This is a genomic window from Rhizobium sp. 05L429 (genome assembly GCF_056397645.1).
In genome coordinates this window covers 36,953-52,084 of record NZ_JBFTNV010000019.1, presented here as the reverse complement: position 1 = coordinate 52,084, position 15,132 = coordinate 36,953, and the positions used below count along the sequence as shown (strand labels likewise).

Sequence of the window (15,132 nt, the reverse complement as noted above, 5' to 3'; positions counted from 1 at the left end):
GAAAGGTCATAATGCACTATCGCGCCGATATTGATGGGCTCCGAGCCGTAGCAGTGCTCGGTGTGCTTCTGTTCCACTTCTCGCTCGGGCCGTTCCCCGGTGGATTCACCGGCGTCGACATCTTCTTCGTCATCAGTGGATACCTGATCACAAAGCTGATCATCGATGACGTCGAGCATGGAAGGTTTTCGGCGAAGAGGTTCTACGTGCGGCGCATCCGCCGGCTGTTCCCGGCGCTAATCTTCACGCTACTGTGCTCGCTGGTGGCTGCGGCCTTCCTCTTCCCGCCAGAGGAGATGACGAGGTTTGGTGGATCACTGGCGGCGTCGGTCTTTTCGGTATCGAATATCCTGTTCTGGTCTGAACATGGCTATTTCGATGTCAGTTCGCATCTGAAGCCGCTGCTGCACACATGGTCATTGAGCGTCGAAGAGCAATTCTATCTCGTCTGGCCGTTCGCGCTGGTCTGGCTTCTCAGGTCTGGCCGGAGGCCGGCGGTGTTCGCTCTGGCGGTCATCTTTATTGTCAGCCTCGGCGCTAACCTGGCGCTCGAGCCGTATCAGTCGACCTTGTTCTATCTGTCGCCATTCCGGTTCTTCGAGTTTGCGATCGGAGCCGGTCTAGTTTTCCTGCCGGCGGCAAGGTCGAATGGAGCGATGGAGCTCGCTCTGGTGGTCGGCCTGGCAATGATCACCTATGCCTATCGGTATTTCTCGGAAGCAACGCTATTCCCATCTTATCCGGCTCTGTTGCCTACCGTTGGCGCGGCTCTGGTGATTTGGGGAGGTCAAGCCAAGTGGTCCGGCGTGTTGCTCCGAAACAAGGCTGCGGTCGCGGTCGGGCTTATCAGCTATTCGCTCTATCTCGCGCACTGGCCCTTGCTCGTGTTTTGGCAGTACATCCGGGTGGAGCCGTTGTTCCATCATGAGCGCGTCTGGCTGTTGGCTCTGACATTCGTGATAGCCATCGGCATGTATTTTTGCATCGAACGACCCTTCAGGGCTCGCGGCGTCTCCGGCTATACGATGTTGCCGCGGATCTATATCCGAAGCGCCATAACCGCGGCACTCGTGGTGACCGCTATCGGTCTGCAGATTCAGGTGTCGCGCGGATGGCTCTGGAGGCTTGGCGAGCGAGGGGCATTCATTGGGCAGTTCGTCGCAGGCGATCGCATCGCGGACGGGAAATACGGCGGCGATGCATGTAAGAAGCCACCCTGCAGCACCTCGAAGGAACGCCGCGCACCAGATGTCGTTTTCATCGGGGATTCCCATTCGCGGCAATATTTTCTCGGTGCGAAGGAGGTGCTGGCGGGGCTGAAGGTTGATTTCTACGAGTTCAGCAGCTGCCAGTTCTATTCACCGGAATACACAAGGGACTATACCGGATTTACTGACCCGGTTCTTTACGATCGCGGATGCCGCAAGGCTAGGGAGAACGCTTTCAAGGCCGTCAAGAACGCCCCTAACGCGCTGGTCGTGCTCGGCGAGTATTGGGATCCGATGGCCATGGTTTCGGAGGCCGGCGGCGCCTCCGTTCCGGTGACGTCGCCAGAAGCCTACTATCAATTCGTCGGCGCAGAGGTAGCCAAGCTACAGCAGGGGTTTGGCGGTCGCCAGATGATCGTGCTCGGAAGCGTCCCGACATCAGGCGGCGTAGGAGCGCCACTGAGCTGCTACGGGAATCTGTATCATATAGATCCAGGATGCTCCGTGCAGCCGATCTCCAACCCGGTTATCTCGCAGAGAGCAAAAACTAACGAGCTGCTGAAAGCTAACTTGCCGTCGACGGTCACCTTCGTCGACCCTTTCGGAGCGCTTTGCAAGGACGGTCAATGCGCGCTCATTACTGATGGGCCGATCTATTCCGACAATACGCACCTGTCAGGCCTCGGAGCCAAGACGGTGATGGCCGACATCGCTCCCCTGATGAGGACGATCGGCTCACAAGCCAGCAGATAAAATACCACAGGATTGGTTCAATCCGGCGAGGCGTTACCGCTGTGGTCAGCTAAAGGCGAGCACCGGCGCCGTGACGACTGCCAGAACAATCATAGAAGCGAGAGCAAATTTGATACGGCGAGTACGTCTGCTGCGCACGCCGGTCCAGTCATAGGCCATAACCGAAGATCCTCATGATCACCCGCGAGAATGCTCGCGTCATTTGATTCCTGCAAGCGGATGAATCGATCGCGAAGCTTGCGCGAAACTTTCCCAACATCGGAGACTTCCCATGAACTCGATGCGCACCAGCGCTGCGGGCCGCAAGGCTATTGCGCAGCGTGAAGGCAATAAGCTCGTCGCCTATCTCGACAGCGTCGGAATCTGGACCGTTGGCGTAGGCCACACCACGGCGGCCGGCCCGCCAGCAGTCAAGAAGGGGACGAAGATCACCGCGGCTCAGTCCGATCAGATCCTCACCCGCGACCTGGCGGCAGTCGAGGACAGCATCAACAACGTCGTGAAGGTTCCGCTCACTCAAAGCCAGTTCGACGCTCTTGTGTCTCTGGTCTTCAACATCGGGGGCATGGCCTTCTCGAAATCCACGCTGCTCCGAAAGCTGAACGCCCGCGACTATCAGGGCGCGGCCAGCCAGTTCCTCGTTTGGAACAAGGGAACGGTGAACGGCAAGAAGGTGGCTATCGCCGGTCTCTCCGCGCGCCGGAAGCAGGAGCAGGCGCAGTTCCTTTCCGAAGGTGCGCCATCTGCTCCCGTGGCTGCTCTGGCCGTTCCTACCGGCAGGACCGACACGACAACGGCCGAGATCGTTCAGCGCAAGCTTTTCGAGAAGGGCTATACCGAAGTCGGCAGCCGCCGTGCCGACGGTTCCTTCGACGGTGAGATGGGCAAGATGACGCGCGGCGCGATTACTGTCTTTCGGCAGGAGAACGATCTCCCGCCCGGCGACTTCATCGACCAGCAGCTTCTTGATGCTCTCGATACGGCACCAGCGCGCAAGCTCGCCCGCAACGACGCGTCGGCCCAGACCGTGCGCCAGGCCGTGCCGGAAGTAAGGTCGAACTGGATGATGAAGATCGGGGCGCTCGTCACGGCGGGCATCTCCAGCGCCGGCGCATTCTTCGATGGCATCGTCGCCAATCTCGGGATTGCTCGAGGCTATGTCGACAACGTCAAGGACTATGCGTCTGACGTTCCGGGTTATGTCTGGATGGGAGCGGTGGTTGCTGTTGCCGGCGGCGTCTATCTGGTCGCTCGCCACGGTGAGAAGAAAGGCGTCGAAGCCTTCCAGTCCGGAGAGCGCCGGTGACCATCGGGACGCTGCTCAAGCTAGCGCTCGGCGCTCTGGCGGCCTCGGGCATCGCCTTTCTGGTCGGCTACGGCTTCGGATACTCCGGCGGCCGATCAGACGTCTATGCCGACCTTCAAGCCAGCCGTGTTCAAATCCTCAAAGATGGGAAGAAGATCGATGCGAAAGCACTTGCTGCTGATGATCCCGGCCTTTGCGCTATGCTCGGCGGGTGCGAGCTGCCAGACGGCGAAGGTAACTGAGCCATGCGACGTCCTGGTCGCGATCAACCCAAAACCGGCGACGAACAGCTACCTTATCGCAAATGATCGGCAGGCGGCTGTTTCGATCGCACAGCACCGCGGTCGCTACGCACTTTATCGGTGCGGCGGGGATTAGCCTTCCTGTCATCATCGGGCGAAACAGAGATCCCAGCATCATGGGCGGCATCGACGAAGGCAGTGCGGGCTCTATCGCCGCTGCCACCGACCGTGGCGTCCATGCAGGCGCTCATTGCGCGGCTGAATTTCGGCGATGACCTATCCGGCCACCTGTCGCTCATGAGCATCCCCATGAGATCCTCGACAGTGGCGCTCAGCCGGCGGGGGCCTTCATCCCCCACCTGAACGGTCATTGGTTTGATTGGAACTCCGGTCGCGGCGCTCATCGCTAAACCTCACGCAATACTGATTCGCGACTCAACAGATGCAGCCGTGATTCGTTCCGTCAATAACCCTTCCGGGCGACTTGGCGCATCAGAGGCTTCAAAAGAAATCAGGGCGTGGCGGCGCCCACTAGCATGGCATTCGAAAGGGCAGGGCGCGCTTAAATGGCAGGGAATTCCGATATGTCTAGCAACGGTGGCAGCTTCGACCCCATGGCCCAATATGCTCGATTATCCGAGCGGGTGGAGAACCAGGGCAAGGATATCGTCGATCTCAGATCGAACATGAACACTGGCTTTCAGGGCGTCAATGCGAACCTGAATGCTCTCTCCAATGAACTGCGCTCCAATTCCCGGACGCAGTGGCCGGCCATATGGGCGGCCCTCAGCGTGGGTGTTGCGATCCTGACCGGCCTCGGTTTCATGGCCCTGCAACCGATAAAGGATAGCATTGCCACTATCCGGGAGGATGCCAAGTCTCAGGCGTCTGACACATCGGCATCAATTTCAGCCGTCGTCGACAAGATGGTGACACAGAAGGAGATGGAGTGGCGGACCGCTCGAGGAGCAGAGGACCGTGCCCGTACAGATGCGAACGTTAAAGAACTGAGAGACGCCCAGGTGCCGCGGGAAGAGCTCGACCGCGTGTTCGGCAGCTACGACCAGCGCTTCATTGACCAGCAGCGCCAGATAGACGAGGTCAAGACGGCGCAAGGTTCAGTCTATGGCGCAAGGGATATCTTGCTCGACCTGAGAGAGCGGATCGACCGGATGGAGCGCCAACGGCTTTCTGCGGCCCAGAGTGGAGGCTAGCTCAGAAGCCACCGTTAGACCAAGCGATGGTGCCGGCCCCGCATCTTCTGGCCAACGGCCTGGGGTGCGCGCCGGGGACAGGAAACTTGGGGCCGGCAAGGAATGTGACGAAACCAATGATCCTCGGGCAAGTCAGCAATAGGACGTATATCCACTTAGCATCAGTTCCGACTGTTGGCGAAACGACGCGAGGGTGAAGTAGGCATCTGCGCGTCATCGGATTGGGCGAGGTCCGTGCTCCCGCGAAGTTGCGCTATCCCAAGCTGAACGACCTTGATCATGTCGGTCATTCGCTGCCCGTGGCTGTCCTGGTACTGTTCCAGCGTAGGGGTATCGAGCGTGACGTCGATCAGCGCAGAAATGCGATTTTCTCTCACCACTTTGACGCCTGCAGCCCATACCCGTTCGAACAATATTCGATCTGAGTCAATAATCGGCATGATATTCCGCTAGTTCATTGGCCTAACACAGTAGAGCTAGATACAGGTCTCCCGCTTTTCAAGCGGACCAGATTATAATTTTGCCACGACATTTACCGTTGTTGCTATAATGCATAATTCAGAGCTAAATAAGCGACAGCAAATATTAAATAAGCTATCCTGTAGCAGATGTATACTTGTAGGTTTCCAGCCCACACGATTTGTTCAGCCACTCCTAGGTGGACCGCGCAAACGAACCCAGGGCTTAGACGGGTCATCACAGAGTAAGGTTCGCCGCGCGATCCGCGCGTCAAACACAGATCGTGACAGAAAGTTCCCCCGATCATTTGCCATCCGGCACTGGATTTAATGAGGGCGCCGATCCCCATGCGGCCGCAACCCTCGATAGTTCAACGGCTGGTGCTTCTTGCAAAACCAGAGCGTGATTGTCTTGCTCTCCTCGTAACCGTAGCAGCCCCATTCAGGGCACCGCTTGCCGTCTGCTTCCTCGTGGTCGCAGTAGTGCTCAACGATCACGTTCGCACCTGGCGCCGTTGAATGTCCTTCGTAGCTCATGCTGCATCATCTCCCGTGCATCTCTTTCAGGTTGGCGTAGTGCTCTTCGACCATCCTTGACGCCTCCCGCGCCGTCGCCGCCCACCCCTGCTGTGGCATGATGCGTTGACGCACCCATGATGCAAAGCCGCCGTTCCAGCGCCAAAGGTGCTCTTTGCCAGAGGTCGTGGTGTCGACCTGGATGCGGCCGAATAGTTCCTCAGCATCATACCCCGAGAAGTCCTGCTCGCTCTCACCGGGCCAAGTCTCGCGCCATTGGTAGCGCGGTTTGTATTCGTCATCACTGCAGGTTTCGGCGTCCATTGATCCGGTCGCTCTGGATTCTGAGTGACGCGCTCAAGACGACCATCCCCAAGACTTCGCTGAATTCTTCTGTGCTCGGCCCGCCTGATGACCAGCGCTGGATAGGTTCACCGGCGACAGACATCAGCAGTTCGGCGGCGGCAGGTGTGCGGTAAGCTGCAATCTGCCAACGGTTTTCTCGATCGAGAAAACGCCAGCGTACAACCTGCTTGGTTGGCAGGCGAATTTCATCGAAGCGTTTCATGGGGGTCGCTAGGTGACAGGGTTACGAATGATAGCGGGGCCGCGCAGCGCTCTATGGTATCGAAACAAGGAGGACCGCGCGGCCCGCTCACCTTGCAAGGTGTTCTTATTATGTTCTCGTTTTTGTAGGAGTCAAGCGCAGCGTGAAATTTTGAGATCGACTTGACAAAATCTGTCGTCGCCAGAGATGCTCAGGTCTCTGGGAGCTGAGGGTTTGACCGTGTGTAATCTTTACCGCATGGAAGACAAAGACTGGGTTCGAAAGTGGGCACTGGACGTCGAAAGCCTGATCAACCCCATGCCGGCCTATCAGATGAACCCCGGCCAGATGGGGCCGATCGTCCGCAATACACCTGACGGCCGAAAACAACTCGCCCATGCGCGGTGGGGAGTACCGTCGCCACCTCGCGTGATCGCGGAAGCTGCCGAGAAGCGGGCGGAGGGATTGCGCAAGAAAGGTAAGCCGGTCGACATGGACCATCTCATCAAGATGGAGCCGGACAAGGGCACAACGAACATTCGGACCCTCACCCTTAAGCATTGGATACAATGGTTCGGTGTCGAGAACAGATGCATCGTGCCAGTAACGAGCTTCGCTGAACCGGATCCTTTGAACAAGCAGGAAGGCGGGGCCACACCCAACGCCTGGTTCGCGCGCGACGAAAGCAAGCCGCTGATGTTCTTTGCCGGCGTCCATGTCCCACAGTGGCAGAGCGTGCGAAAGGTCAAGGATGGTCTGACGACCGACGATCTCTATGCGTTCCTGACGACCAAGCCCAACGCGGTCGTCGAGCCGATCCATCAGAAGGCGATGCCCGTGCTCCTGTTGACGCAGCAGGAGGTGGACGTGTGGATGAACGCGCCATGGGAGGAGGCGAGGGCTCTCGCCCGCCCGCTTCCCGACGATGCGATCATGGTGACGTCGAGGGAGGCATACGGATCGAGCATCATATCCAAGGCCGGTGAAGAGACGCAGCCGAGCCTGCTATAAGAAACCCTTCCGCTTCAGCACTTTCAAAGCCGCCTCGACCTCAGCGTTGGCTTCCATCATCAGCGCCTCGTTGTCAGCGAGCTCAATGAGTGAAATCAGAACCTCTTCCGGTCGCCACCCGGCGCTCACGGCACGGTCCACGAGATCCTGAAACTCGACGTGAAGTGCGTCCTGGCACCGAATAAAGCGATCGGGATCTTTTTCGGGAACGGTCGGCGGTGGGATCTTGCTCATGGGGCATGATCTGGAGTCGTTGCCCGTCCTGTCAATAGACGGCATTTTAAGCATTTGCTGATGGAGTGGTCCCATGACCAAGCCTCCTAAATCAAAGCCGCTCCTCCAGGTCGACAAGCCGCTCCGCTCCCGAGCGCGCAAGCCGCGAGATCCTTCGCAGCCAAATCTCCCCCTCGATCCGATGCCGGTGCGAATCGATCCGTGCCTTGCCCTGCTGAAGCCGAAACCTCCAAAAGGGCCGCAATGGGCCTTTGAGGTGAAGTGGGACGGCTACCGGATCGCGGTGCATATCGAGCCGAAGGGCGTCCGCATCCTGACGCGTGGCGGCCACGACTGGACGCACCGCTTCCCAGCGATCGCTGCTGAGGCGGCGCAGCTAGGCGCGGCAACGGCGATCATTGACGGCGAGGCTGTTGTCCTGGATCCGCAAGGGCGCTCGGATTTCAGCCAACTGCAGCAGTCGCTAGGCGGCCGTGGCGGGAAGCTGAACTCCGGCGCATCGGTGCTGATGGCCTTCGATCTTCTGTATTTTGACGGCCACGATCTGACGAACACCGAGCTTTCCACGCGCCGGCATCTGCTCGAAGGGTTGATCGCACCAGGTAGGGAAAGCGCCATCCGACTATCGGAGGAGGTCGAGTCCGACGGTGAGCAACTCCTGAAGGCCGCATGCGAGCACGGGCTTGAGGGGATCATCGCGAAGGACCGCAATAGCGCCTATCGATCCGGCCGGCTTGGTGACTGGCTGAAGATCAAATGTATCCAGAGCGACAGCTTCGCGATCGTCGGATGGGAGCAGTCCCCGGTAGCGCGCGGTCATATCGGCTCGCTTCTGCTCGGAGCGAAGAAGGATGGCAAGCTCGTTTATGTCGGTTCGGTCGGTACCGGCATAAAGGACAGCGAGGCGTGGAAGCTGCGGGCGCTGATGGACAAGCTGGAGGCAGCAAGGGCGCCGGTTGCCTATAGCGGGCGTAGGAAGGACATCACATGGTTGAAGCCAGAGCTCATTGCCGAGATAGAATACAGGGCATGGACTGGAGACGGGAAGCTGCGGCACGCGTCATATAAGGGGCTGCGGGATGCAGCCGACGATGCATCGGTGTTCAAGATTTAAAATGTGAAAACTCGGTCGACAGAACGGCTAGCGAACAGAATTTGCAAAACGCGAGAGAATGTTTTGCAAAACCCTTCTTGACGAATCCGCCTAAGTCGTTGATCTGGATTGCGCGCGAGCGTGGCGAAACTGGTAGACGCAAGAGACTTAAAATCTCTCGGCCTTAGGCTATACGGGTTCGATCCCCGTCGCTCGCACCATCTTCATAAACGCGTTCGAATGTGCTTGTATAAGATGAATGAACCATAGGCAGCGCTTGTCTGTGGTCTCAACGGTGCAAGAAATGTAGGCACTGTGCGGTTGAGTAGGTATTGTCTTAGTGGGAGTAAGACGATGGTTTACGATTGGGATGGAGCAAGAACGCGGCGCGTCAGACTTTTCAAAATGAGTGCCGTTCTACTAATGGCAACGGTGGTGGCAGCAGTGCCACTGTTCTTCTGGGCCTTGCAGATACGCGGGCTTTAACGTCCAAGTCCCTTGTCAGCGTCTGGCAAATTACGCGGCGGCATCCGCCCCGGTTTTCGCTTGACGCCATTTGTTGAAGACCCAGCCAGTGATCAGGCCGAGTGCCGCGCCCATTGCCTTGACGCCTGCATCGTGAAGGCGCGCATGCCGCGTCGGCGACAGGTACTGCAGATATTCGATCGCGATGGCACCGAAGATCAGCAGCACGGCGACTGTCTTCCATCGTCTCGGATAAGCAAGAGCGAAAGCCAGTCCTGCCGCCAGGTAAGCCGCGGCACGGTCAATATCCGGTGTCTCGATCGTGTGTGGTCGCAATTCGATCGGCGAAACTGTCACGAACACGATGAAGGCGAGAAGAAGCCAGGCCAGTGGCTTTGCGATCTTGGATGTCATGATGTCGTCATATTAGCAATCGCTATGCGCCATCAAGTTAAAAGCCGTCCACGTGACGTGGATAGTGGGCGTGATCTGAAGACGCACTTAAGGAAGCCTTTCATCGAGCGAACCGCAAATGGCGCAAACGGGCTTCTTTCCGCTGGCTGGCTGTGTCATAGCGGCGTTGGATTTCTGAAAAATGGACGAACGCACGTGACAAGACACGATGTCGAAGGCGCCGAAGAGGCGATGCGCAGCCTTTTCCCCGCCACGCCGCTGCAGCTTAATGATCACCTTTCCGCTCGCTATGGCGCCGATATCTGGCTGAAGCGCGAGGATCTTTCGCCGGTGCGATCCTACAAGATCCGCGGCGCGTTCAATTTCTTCCGCAAGGCGATCGCCGAGGGCGCGGGCGGCAAGACCTTCGTCTGCGCGTCCGCCGGCAATCACGCGCAGGGTTTTGCGTTCGTGTGCCGCCATTTCGGCGTGCCGGGTGTCGTCTTCATGCCGGTTACCACGCCGCAGCAGAAGATCGACAAGACTCGCATGTTTGGCGCCGGCTTCATCACCATTGAACTCATCGGCGATTTCTTCGATCAGTGCTATCAGGCTGCCCGCGACCATGTGGAGGCGATCGGCGGCGTCATGGTGCCGCCATTCGACCACGTCGATATCATCGAGGGGCAGGCGACTGTCGCCGCAGAAATCATGCAGCAGCTTCCTGAAGGCACGGTGCCTGACATGGTCGTCCTGCCGGTCGGCGGCGGCGGCCTTGCCGCTGGTATCACCGGCTTTCTCGATGGCATCGTGCCGCAATCCGACTTCGTCTTTGCCGAACCTGCCGGCGCGCCGAGCCTTCGCCGCAGCCTCGAGGCGGGGCAACTGGTGACGCTCCCCAAAGTCGACAATTTCGTCGATGGTGCGGCGGTCGCTCGTATCGGCGACCTGAACTTCGCAGCATTGAAGACGTTTTCGCCTGATCAGGTCAAGCTGATGCCGGAAAACGCCATCTGCGTCACCATTCAGGAGATGCTGAACGTCGAAGGCGTGGTGCTGGAGCCGGCCGGCGCCCTGTCGCTGACGGCGATCGCCGCCATGGATCGCCAGGCCATCAAGGGCAAGACGATCGTTGCCGTCGTCTCGGGTGGCAATTTCGATTTCGAGCGGCTGCCCGATGTCAAGGAACGCGCCATGCGCTACGCCGGCTTGAAGAAATACTTCATCCTGCGCCTTGCCCAACGCCCCGGCGCGCTGCGCGACTTCCTCAATCTTCTCGGACCGCATGACGATATCGCCCGCTTCGAATATCTCAAGAAATCGGCGCGCAATTTCGGTTCGATCCTGATCGGCATCGAAACGACGGCTCCGGAAAACTTCGCGACGCTCGTCGCCAATTTCGAAAGGTCAGGCATGGGGTTCGAGGACATTACCGAAAACGAGATCCTCGCAAACCTGATCATTTGACTTTGCGTCCACTGCACTGCGTGCTAAAGGCGAATTATGGCTTCGTTCCTTTCAAACATTCTTTCGGTCTTCTCCGGCGGCGGTAAATCCTCCAACGAGGCATCTGCGGGTCCTTCCGGCGAGCCGCAGCTCTATGGCGATTGCACCATCTATGCCGAGCCGCAGAAGGAAGGCGGCCAGTATCGTCTGGCCGGCCGCATCGAAAAGAAGGTTGGTGAGGACGTTCTTGTGCGCAAGTTCATTCGCGCCGATCTCTTTTCCTCGTCCGATGATGCGATCGAATGCACGGTGCGCAAGGCGCACCAGATCATTGATCAGCACGGCCCTTCTCTCTTCGGCGATGGCGAGAAGCTTCGGCAGGTCTGAGCGCCGTTAGCCGGCAAGTCTTGTTTAAGACCAAATTTCCCGTTGTTTTTCAAAACTATGACAGCATTTCCGTGACGGAAACTGCTGGTTTGCTCACCTAATCTTAAAGGATTTTGGTGAAGGTGGCGCCTGCAGGTTTTGCAGGGCGCCGCTTGTGTTTGAACTTTCCGGACGATTGACCAGAAGATCTGCCGCAGCGGCTGCTGCTGTCTCGCGCGGTCCTGTCGGCGGAGGGCCGTAATGGAGCTCTTCAACGCCGCGCTCTTCATCGTCGAAGCTGTCGGCTATTTCGTGCTGATGGTCAGTCTCCTGCATTTTCGCCAACGCCTCGGATTGGGCGTCTTCCTGACTGCGCTCGGCGTCATGCATTTCATGGAGACCTATCTCGCCGCGGTCTTCTATGTTTCCCTGCCGTTCGGGAACGTCTCGCCGGGGTCTTCGATCTTCTTTTCCGGTAAGCTGATGATGATCCTCATGCTCTACCTGCAGGAGGATGCGGCAACCGTCCGCCAGCCGATCTATGGTCTGTTTCTCGGTAATCTCCTGACCGTCGCCATTGCCTGGGTGCTGCAGCTTCATCAGCCGCTGGAACTGTCGCCCGGCCATCCGGCAGACGTCAATTTCCTGAAGGAAATGGGCTGGCTGATGGTGTGGGGAACGGCAATCCTCTACCTCGACTCGCTCGGCATCATCCTGCTTTACGAGAAGCTTGGCGACTTCATGCGCCGGCGCGTGGTGCTGCGTTTCATGACCTCTGGCCTGGTGCTTTTGACCTTTGACCAGATCCTATTCTTCAGCGGGCTGCACTATTTCATGGGCGTTCCGATGACGGCCTTCTGGGCGGGATGGAAAGCCAAGATGCTGGCCGTCTGCCTCTATTCTCTGATGTTTGCCATCTATGAATACCATATCCGCCGGGACGGCGTTGCCGCTTCCGCCCGCTCGATCAGCGACCTCTTTGGCGATCTGACATTCCGTGAGCGTTATAACGACCTACTGGAGCGAACCGGCCGCGACATGCTGACCGGCGTCTATGACCGCAGCCGCATGGAGCTGGAGGCACCGCTGATGGTGCGTGAGGCGCTTCGGCAGGGCCAGTATGCCACCGTTCTCATTATCGATGCCGACCATTTCAAGGACGTCAATGATGGCTTCGGCCATCTTCAGGGCGACGAGGTTCTAAAGGCCATTGCCGCGAGGCTCGGAATGACGCTGCGCTCGAGCGATCGTATCTTCCGTTTTGGCGGCGAAGAGTTTGTCGCCGTTTGCCCCGGCACGGGTCATGACGAAGGCTTGCTGCTCGCCGAGCGCCTGCGCTGGACGATCGTGACCAGTGTAAAGACGCCCGATGATGCATCGGTATCGGTGAGCATAGGGGTTGCAACCGCCGACGAGGATGGCATCAGCTTCACCACCGTGCTGTCTGCGGCAGACAGCCGCCTCTACGAGGCAAAGAAGAGCGGCCGCAACTGTGTTGTCGGCCGCTCCGGTGTCGTCAAAGTCGGCTAGCTTCCGTTCGCTCAGGCGGCGCGGAAAATCTTGGCGCCGGAGGGAGCGCTCGTCATACCGCCGTCGACGGTAATTTCGATCCCCGTGACATTGCTGGAATCGTCGGAGGCGAGATAGAGCGCGGCCTTTGCGATCTCGTCTGCTTCGCTCATGCGGCCGAGCGCGCTCATGTTCCCGAGCTTTTCTTCCAGTGCCGTCATCGCATCTTCCGACTGCGCATAGGGCGACCAGATCGGCGTGCGTGTGCCGCCCGGCGTTACCTGATTGACGCGGATACCGCGCGGCGCAAGCTCGGAGGCGAGGTTGCGGGTCATGGAGCGCACGGCGCCCTTCGTGGCGGCATAGGCCGACCAGCCCGGCGCACCGAGAACGGCGTGGACGGAGCCGTTGAGAATAACCGAAGCGCCATCGTTCAGATGCGGCAACGCGGACTGGACCGTGAAGAAGACCGAGGTCAGGTTGGTGCTGATGATCTTCTCGAACTGTTCCAGCGAGGTCTGACCGAGAGGCGTCGCGCCGCCGATGCCGGCATTGGCAAAGACGATATCGAACTTGCCGACCTTTGAAGCGGCCTCGGCGAAGATCTTTTCCGCTGCCGCAACGTCGGTGAGATCGATCTTCAGCGCCAGCACCTGCCCACCAAGCGCCTTTTCGGCTGCAGCGAGTGTTTCCGGATTGCGGCCGGTAATGATTACCTTGGCACCTTCGGCGAGAAACACCTTGGCGGTGGCAAGTCCGATGCCGCTGTTACCGCCGGTAATGAGCGCGATCTTGTTCTTGAGACGCATGGAATGGCTCCTATTGGAAAACGGCTCGATCTAGATTATGATCGACATCTAGAAGGATTATGATTGTAATCCAATTGAGTCAAGTCCGCATATCGGGAGATTTTCGATGGGTCATTCGCAACTGGAAAAGCAGAAGACGCACGACAGGATCGTCGAGATCGCTTCGAAGCGCCTGCGAGAGAGAGGACTGGAAGGGCTCGGCGTGGCCGACCTGATGAAGGAGGCGGGCCTGACGGTCGGCGGTTTCTACAAGCATTTTGCGTCGCGTGACGAGATGGTGGCCGAAGCCATGAAACTGGCTTTCGGCTCCTGGGAAGCGAAGGTGCGTTCAGAGGGCAGGGCACCGGCAGATATTCCGATGGCGGAATATTCCGCCAATTACCTGAGCGAGATCCATCGCGATGACGTAAGCGGCGGTTGCCCCTTTGCCGCGCTTACCGCTGATCTTGCCCGCAGCGGTGAGAAATGCCGCTCGCTTGCGACGGAACAGCTGAAGACAAATCTCGGAAATATGACAGGCCGTATGAACGCGGCCGACGAGGCGGAAGCGCGCCGCAAGGCAATCATCGTTTCGTGCCTGATGACCGGGGCGATCGGCCTTGCACGCATTGCCGACGACGAAAAACTCCCTGAAGAAATCCTGGAGACGGTCCGGTCCTTCGTCGATGGTTTCTCGGCAAAATGAAAGGGCCGGCTTGCACCGGCCCCCTCGAGTGGAACTTTTGAATTTGTCGGTTAAAGCATGTAGCGCAAAAGTGTGCAGCGGTTTTGCGATAACGACATGCATCGAACAAAGATCTGAAGCGTGGCAAGCGATCTGAAAGATCGCGACACGCTTTAGGCAGCGAGAGCGAGTTCCTCGACGCGCGACTTGGCGGCGCCGATGGCCTTTTCCGCAGCTTCCGGGCCGAAGGCCAGGCCTTCGACATAGATGGTTTCAATGTCGGTAATGCCGAGGAAGCCGAGAACCGACTTCAGATACGGGACGGCATGGTTCATGCCGGCAGCCGGACCCTGGGAATACACGCCGCCGGAAGCGAGGACGACATAGACCTTCTTGCCGGTGGCGAGGCCAACCGGGCCACTTTCAGTGTACTTGAAGGTGAGGCCGGCGCGGGCCACATTATCGATCCAGGTCTTCAACGAAGAATAGATGTTGAAGTTGATCAGGCCGGTGCCGATGACGATGCTGTCGGCTGCGAGCAGTTCGTTGACGAGTTCGTCGGAAGTCTTGACGGCAACAGTTTCCTGGGCGGTACGGGCTTCCGGCGGCTTGCGGATGGCGCCGGTGAAGAGATCGTCGATGTGCGGCAGCGGGTTTGCAGCAAGGTCGCGGCGCACGACGACGCTACCGGGGTTCTGAGCCTTGAGTTTATCGGCGAGCTCCACGGCGATTGAAGTGGAAAGAGACTCCGAACGCGGGCTGGACGTCAGAAGAAGAATGGAAGACATAGTTGAATTTCCTCTCGAATTGGGTTTCAGCGGCCCGTTGGGAGCGGCAGTCCGCTGCGTCGAGAGAAGAAATAGGGCTGGCCGATTATCGAAAAAACTGGGATAATGTA

18 protein-coding genes and 1 tRNA gene are annotated in these 15,132 nt (G+C 58.5%); 11 read left to right on the top strand and 8 right to left on the bottom strand.

Going from position 1 to position 15,132, the window contains the following annotated elements; genetic code table 11:
- Positions 1–11: 11 nt before the first annotated feature.
- From AC1DNW_RS20200 to AC1DNW_RS20190, 3 genes are all read left to right on the top strand, one after another.
- Positions 12–1,961 (top strand): acyltransferase family protein, encoded by a 1,950-nt coding sequence (locus AC1DNW_RS20200; RefSeq protein ID WP_477854136.1) that lies wholly within the window; start codon positions 12–14, stop codon positions 1,959–1,961.
- Between the two features lie 271 nt (positions 1,962–2,232).
- Positions 2,233–3,267: a lysozyme gene (locus AC1DNW_RS20195; RefSeq protein WP_477854135.1), complete on the top strand. Its 1,035-nt coding sequence runs from the start codon at positions 2,233–2,235 to the stop codon at positions 3,265–3,267.
- Positions 3,264–3,509 carry a hypothetical protein gene (locus AC1DNW_RS20190; RefSeq protein ID WP_477854134.1) on the top strand — a complete coding sequence of 82 codons (246 nt, stop codon included), beginning with the start codon at positions 3,264–3,266 and terminating at the stop codon, positions 3,507–3,509. Before AC1DNW_RS20195 ends, AC1DNW_RS20190 begins: the two co-directional genes overlap by 4 nt.
- A gap of 53 nt (positions 3,510–3,562) precedes the next feature.
- On the opposite strand, the gene AC1DNW_RS20185 is transcribed toward AC1DNW_RS20190, so the two are convergent.
- Positions 3,563–3,880: a DUF982 domain-containing protein gene (locus AC1DNW_RS20185; protein ID WP_477854133.1), complete on the bottom strand. Its 318-nt coding sequence runs from the start codon at positions 3,878–3,880 to the stop codon at positions 3,563–3,565.
- Between the two features lie 213 nt (positions 3,881–4,093).
- On the opposite strand from AC1DNW_RS20185, the gene AC1DNW_RS20180 reads away from it, so the two are divergent.
- The gene (locus tag AC1DNW_RS20180) at positions 4,094–4,723 is read left to right on the top strand and encodes a hypothetical protein (protein ID WP_477854132.1); all 630 of its coding nucleotides are present in this window, start codon (positions 4,094–4,096) and stop codon (positions 4,721–4,723) included.
- A gap of 161 nt (positions 4,724–4,884) precedes the next feature.
- Here AC1DNW_RS20180 and AC1DNW_RS20175 read toward each other — a convergent pair whose 3' ends face one another.
- From AC1DNW_RS20175 to AC1DNW_RS20165, 3 genes are all read right to left on the bottom strand, one after another.
- Positions 4,885–5,163, bottom strand: coding sequence for a hypothetical protein (locus tag AC1DNW_RS20175; protein WP_477854131.1), 279 nt, complete (start codon positions 5,161–5,163; stop codon positions 4,885–4,887).
- A gap of 561 nt (positions 5,164–5,724) precedes the next feature.
- Positions 5,725–6,021, bottom strand: a complete 297-nt coding sequence (locus AC1DNW_RS20170; protein WP_477854130.1) for a hypothetical protein — start codon at positions 6,019–6,021, stop codon at positions 5,725–5,727.
- On the bottom strand, positions 5,999–6,265 hold the full coding sequence (locus tag AC1DNW_RS20165; RefSeq protein WP_113510549.1) for a hypothetical protein: 267 nt from the start codon (positions 6,263–6,265) through the stop codon (positions 5,999–6,001). Before AC1DNW_RS20165 ends, AC1DNW_RS20170 begins: the two co-directional genes overlap by 23 nt.
- Positions 6,266–6,484: 219 nt before the next feature.
- Here AC1DNW_RS20165 and AC1DNW_RS20160 point away from each other — a divergent pair, with 219 nt between their 5' ends.
- Positions 6,485–7,255 carry an SOS response-associated peptidase family protein gene (locus tag AC1DNW_RS20160; RefSeq protein ID WP_477854208.1) on the top strand — a complete coding sequence of 257 codons (771 nt, stop codon included), beginning with the start codon at positions 6,485–6,487 and terminating at the stop codon, positions 7,253–7,255.
- Here AC1DNW_RS20160 and AC1DNW_RS20155 read toward each other — a convergent pair.
- The gene (locus AC1DNW_RS20155) at positions 7,250–7,489 is read right to left on the bottom strand and encodes a hypothetical protein (protein ID WP_477854129.1); all 240 of its coding nucleotides are present in this window, start codon (positions 7,487–7,489) and stop codon (positions 7,250–7,252) included. The two genes, AC1DNW_RS20160 and AC1DNW_RS20155, sit on opposite strands and share 6 nt — an antisense overlap.
- Before the next feature lie 73 nt (positions 7,490–7,562).
- Here AC1DNW_RS20155 and ligD point away from each other — a divergent pair, with 73 nt between their 5' ends.
- Together ligD and AC1DNW_RS20145 are read left to right on the top strand one after the other, a co-directional pair.
- Positions 7,563–8,603 (top strand): non-homologous end-joining DNA ligase, encoded by a 1,041-nt coding sequence (ligD, locus tag AC1DNW_RS20150; protein ID WP_477854128.1) that lies wholly within the window; start codon positions 7,563–7,565, stop codon positions 8,601–8,603.
- 114 nt (positions 8,604–8,717) lie between these two features.
- Positions 8,718–8,803: transfer RNA gene (locus AC1DNW_RS20145), tRNA-Leu, on the top strand.
- A gap of 295 nt (positions 8,804–9,098) precedes the next feature.
- Here AC1DNW_RS20145 and AC1DNW_RS20140 read toward each other — a convergent pair.
- On the bottom strand, positions 9,099–9,461 hold the full coding sequence (locus AC1DNW_RS20140) for a VanZ family protein (RefSeq protein ID WP_477854127.1): 363 nt from the start codon (positions 9,459–9,461) through the stop codon (positions 9,099–9,101).
- Between the two features lie 195 nt (positions 9,462–9,656).
- Here AC1DNW_RS20140 and ilvA point away from each other — a divergent pair, with 195 nt between their 5' ends.
- The 3 genes from ilvA to AC1DNW_RS20125 all read left to right on the top strand — a co-directional run bounded on the left by ilvA (position 9,657) and on the right by AC1DNW_RS20125 (position 12,782).
- Positions 9,657–10,907: a threonine ammonia-lyase gene (gene ilvA / locus AC1DNW_RS20135; protein WP_113309166.1), complete on the top strand. Its 1,251-nt coding sequence runs from the start codon at positions 9,657–9,659 to the stop codon at positions 10,905–10,907.
- A 36-nt stretch (positions 10,908–10,943) separates the two neighbouring features.
- Positions 10,944–11,273: an HlyU family transcriptional regulator gene (locus AC1DNW_RS20130; protein ID WP_113297845.1), complete on the top strand. Its 330-nt coding sequence runs from the start codon at positions 10,944–10,946 to the stop codon at positions 11,271–11,273.
- A 240-nt stretch (positions 11,274–11,513) separates the two neighbouring features.
- Positions 11,514–12,782, top strand: a complete 1,269-nt coding sequence (locus AC1DNW_RS20125) for a GGDEF domain-containing protein (protein ID WP_113309165.1) — start codon at positions 11,514–11,516, stop codon at positions 12,780–12,782.
- 11 nt (positions 12,783–12,793) lie between these two features.
- Here AC1DNW_RS20125 and AC1DNW_RS20120 read toward each other — a convergent pair whose 3' ends face one another.
- Positions 12,794–13,570 carry an SDR family oxidoreductase gene (locus AC1DNW_RS20120; RefSeq protein WP_113297843.1) on the bottom strand — a complete coding sequence of 259 codons (777 nt, stop codon included), beginning with the start codon at positions 13,568–13,570 and terminating at the stop codon, positions 12,794–12,796.
- A 106-nt stretch (positions 13,571–13,676) separates the two neighbouring features.
- Here AC1DNW_RS20120 and AC1DNW_RS20115 point away from each other — a divergent pair, with 106 nt between their 5' ends.
- Entirely contained in the window at positions 13,677–14,255 is a 579-nt protein-coding gene (locus tag AC1DNW_RS20115; protein ID WP_113309164.1) for a TetR/AcrR family transcriptional regulator, read from the top strand.
- Between the two features lie 152 nt (positions 14,256–14,407).
- Here the strand turns inward: AC1DNW_RS20115 and AC1DNW_RS20110 are convergent, their stop codons facing one another.
- Complete coding sequence (locus tag AC1DNW_RS20110; protein ID WP_113309163.1) at positions 14,408–15,022, bottom strand: FMN-dependent NADH-azoreductase; 615 nt, start codon at positions 15,020–15,022, stop codon at positions 14,408–14,410.
- Positions 15,023–15,132: the final 110 nt, after the last annotated feature.

Excerpts from the sequence above, each read along its gene's own strand:
- AC1DNW_RS20125 (WP_113309165.1), top strand. The coding sequence starts at position 11,514 with ATGGAGCTCTTCAACGCCGCGCTCTTCATCGTCGAAGCTGTCGGCTAT.
- AC1DNW_RS20200 (WP_477854136.1), top strand. The coding sequence starts at position 12 with ATGCACTATCGCGCCGATATTGATGGGCTCCGAGCCGTAGCAGTGCTC.
- AC1DNW_RS20170 (WP_477854130.1), bottom strand. The coding sequence starts at position 6,021 with ATGGACGCCGAAACCTGCAGTGATGACGAATACAAACCGCGCTACCAA.
- AC1DNW_RS20165 (WP_113510549.1), bottom strand. The coding sequence starts at position 6,265 with ATGAAACGCTTCGATGAAATTCGCCTGCCAACCAAGCAGGTTGTACGC.
- AC1DNW_RS20195 (WP_477854135.1), top strand. The coding sequence starts at position 2,233 with ATGAACTCGATGCGCACCAGCGCTGCGGGCCGCAAGGCTATTGCGCAG.
- AC1DNW_RS20110 (WP_113309163.1), bottom strand. The coding sequence starts at position 15,022 with ATGTCTTCCATTCTTCTTCTGACGTCCAGCCCGCGTTCGGAGTCTCTT.
- AC1DNW_RS20115 (WP_113309164.1), top strand. The coding sequence starts at position 13,677 with ATGGGTCATTCGCAACTGGAAAAGCAGAAGACGCACGACAGGATCGTC.
- ligD (WP_477854128.1), top strand. The coding sequence starts at position 7,563 with ATGACCAAGCCTCCTAAATCAAAGCCGCTCCTCCAGGTCGACAAGCCG.
- AC1DNW_RS20175 (WP_477854131.1), bottom strand. The coding sequence starts at position 5,163 with ATGCCGATTATTGACTCAGATCGAATATTGTTCGAACGGGTATGGGCT.
- AC1DNW_RS20180 (WP_477854132.1), top strand. The coding sequence starts at position 4,094 with ATGTCTAGCAACGGTGGCAGCTTCGACCCCATGGCCCAATATGCTCGA.
- AC1DNW_RS20185 (WP_477854133.1), bottom strand. The coding sequence starts at position 3,880 with ATGACCGTTCAGGTGGGGGATGAAGGCCCCCGCCGGCTGAGCGCCACT.
- AC1DNW_RS20120 (WP_113297843.1), bottom strand. The coding sequence starts at position 13,570 with ATGCGTCTCAAGAACAAGATCGCGCTCATTACCGGCGGTAACAGCGGC.
- AC1DNW_RS20140 (WP_477854127.1), bottom strand. The coding sequence starts at position 9,461 with ATGACATCCAAGATCGCAAAGCCACTGGCCTGGCTTCTTCTCGCCTTC.
- AC1DNW_RS20130 (WP_113297845.1), top strand. The coding sequence starts at position 10,944 with ATGGCTTCGTTCCTTTCAAACATTCTTTCGGTCTTCTCCGGCGGCGGT.
- AC1DNW_RS20155 (WP_477854129.1), bottom strand. The coding sequence starts at position 7,489 with ATGAGCAAGATCCCACCGCCGACCGTTCCCGAAAAAGATCCCGATCGC.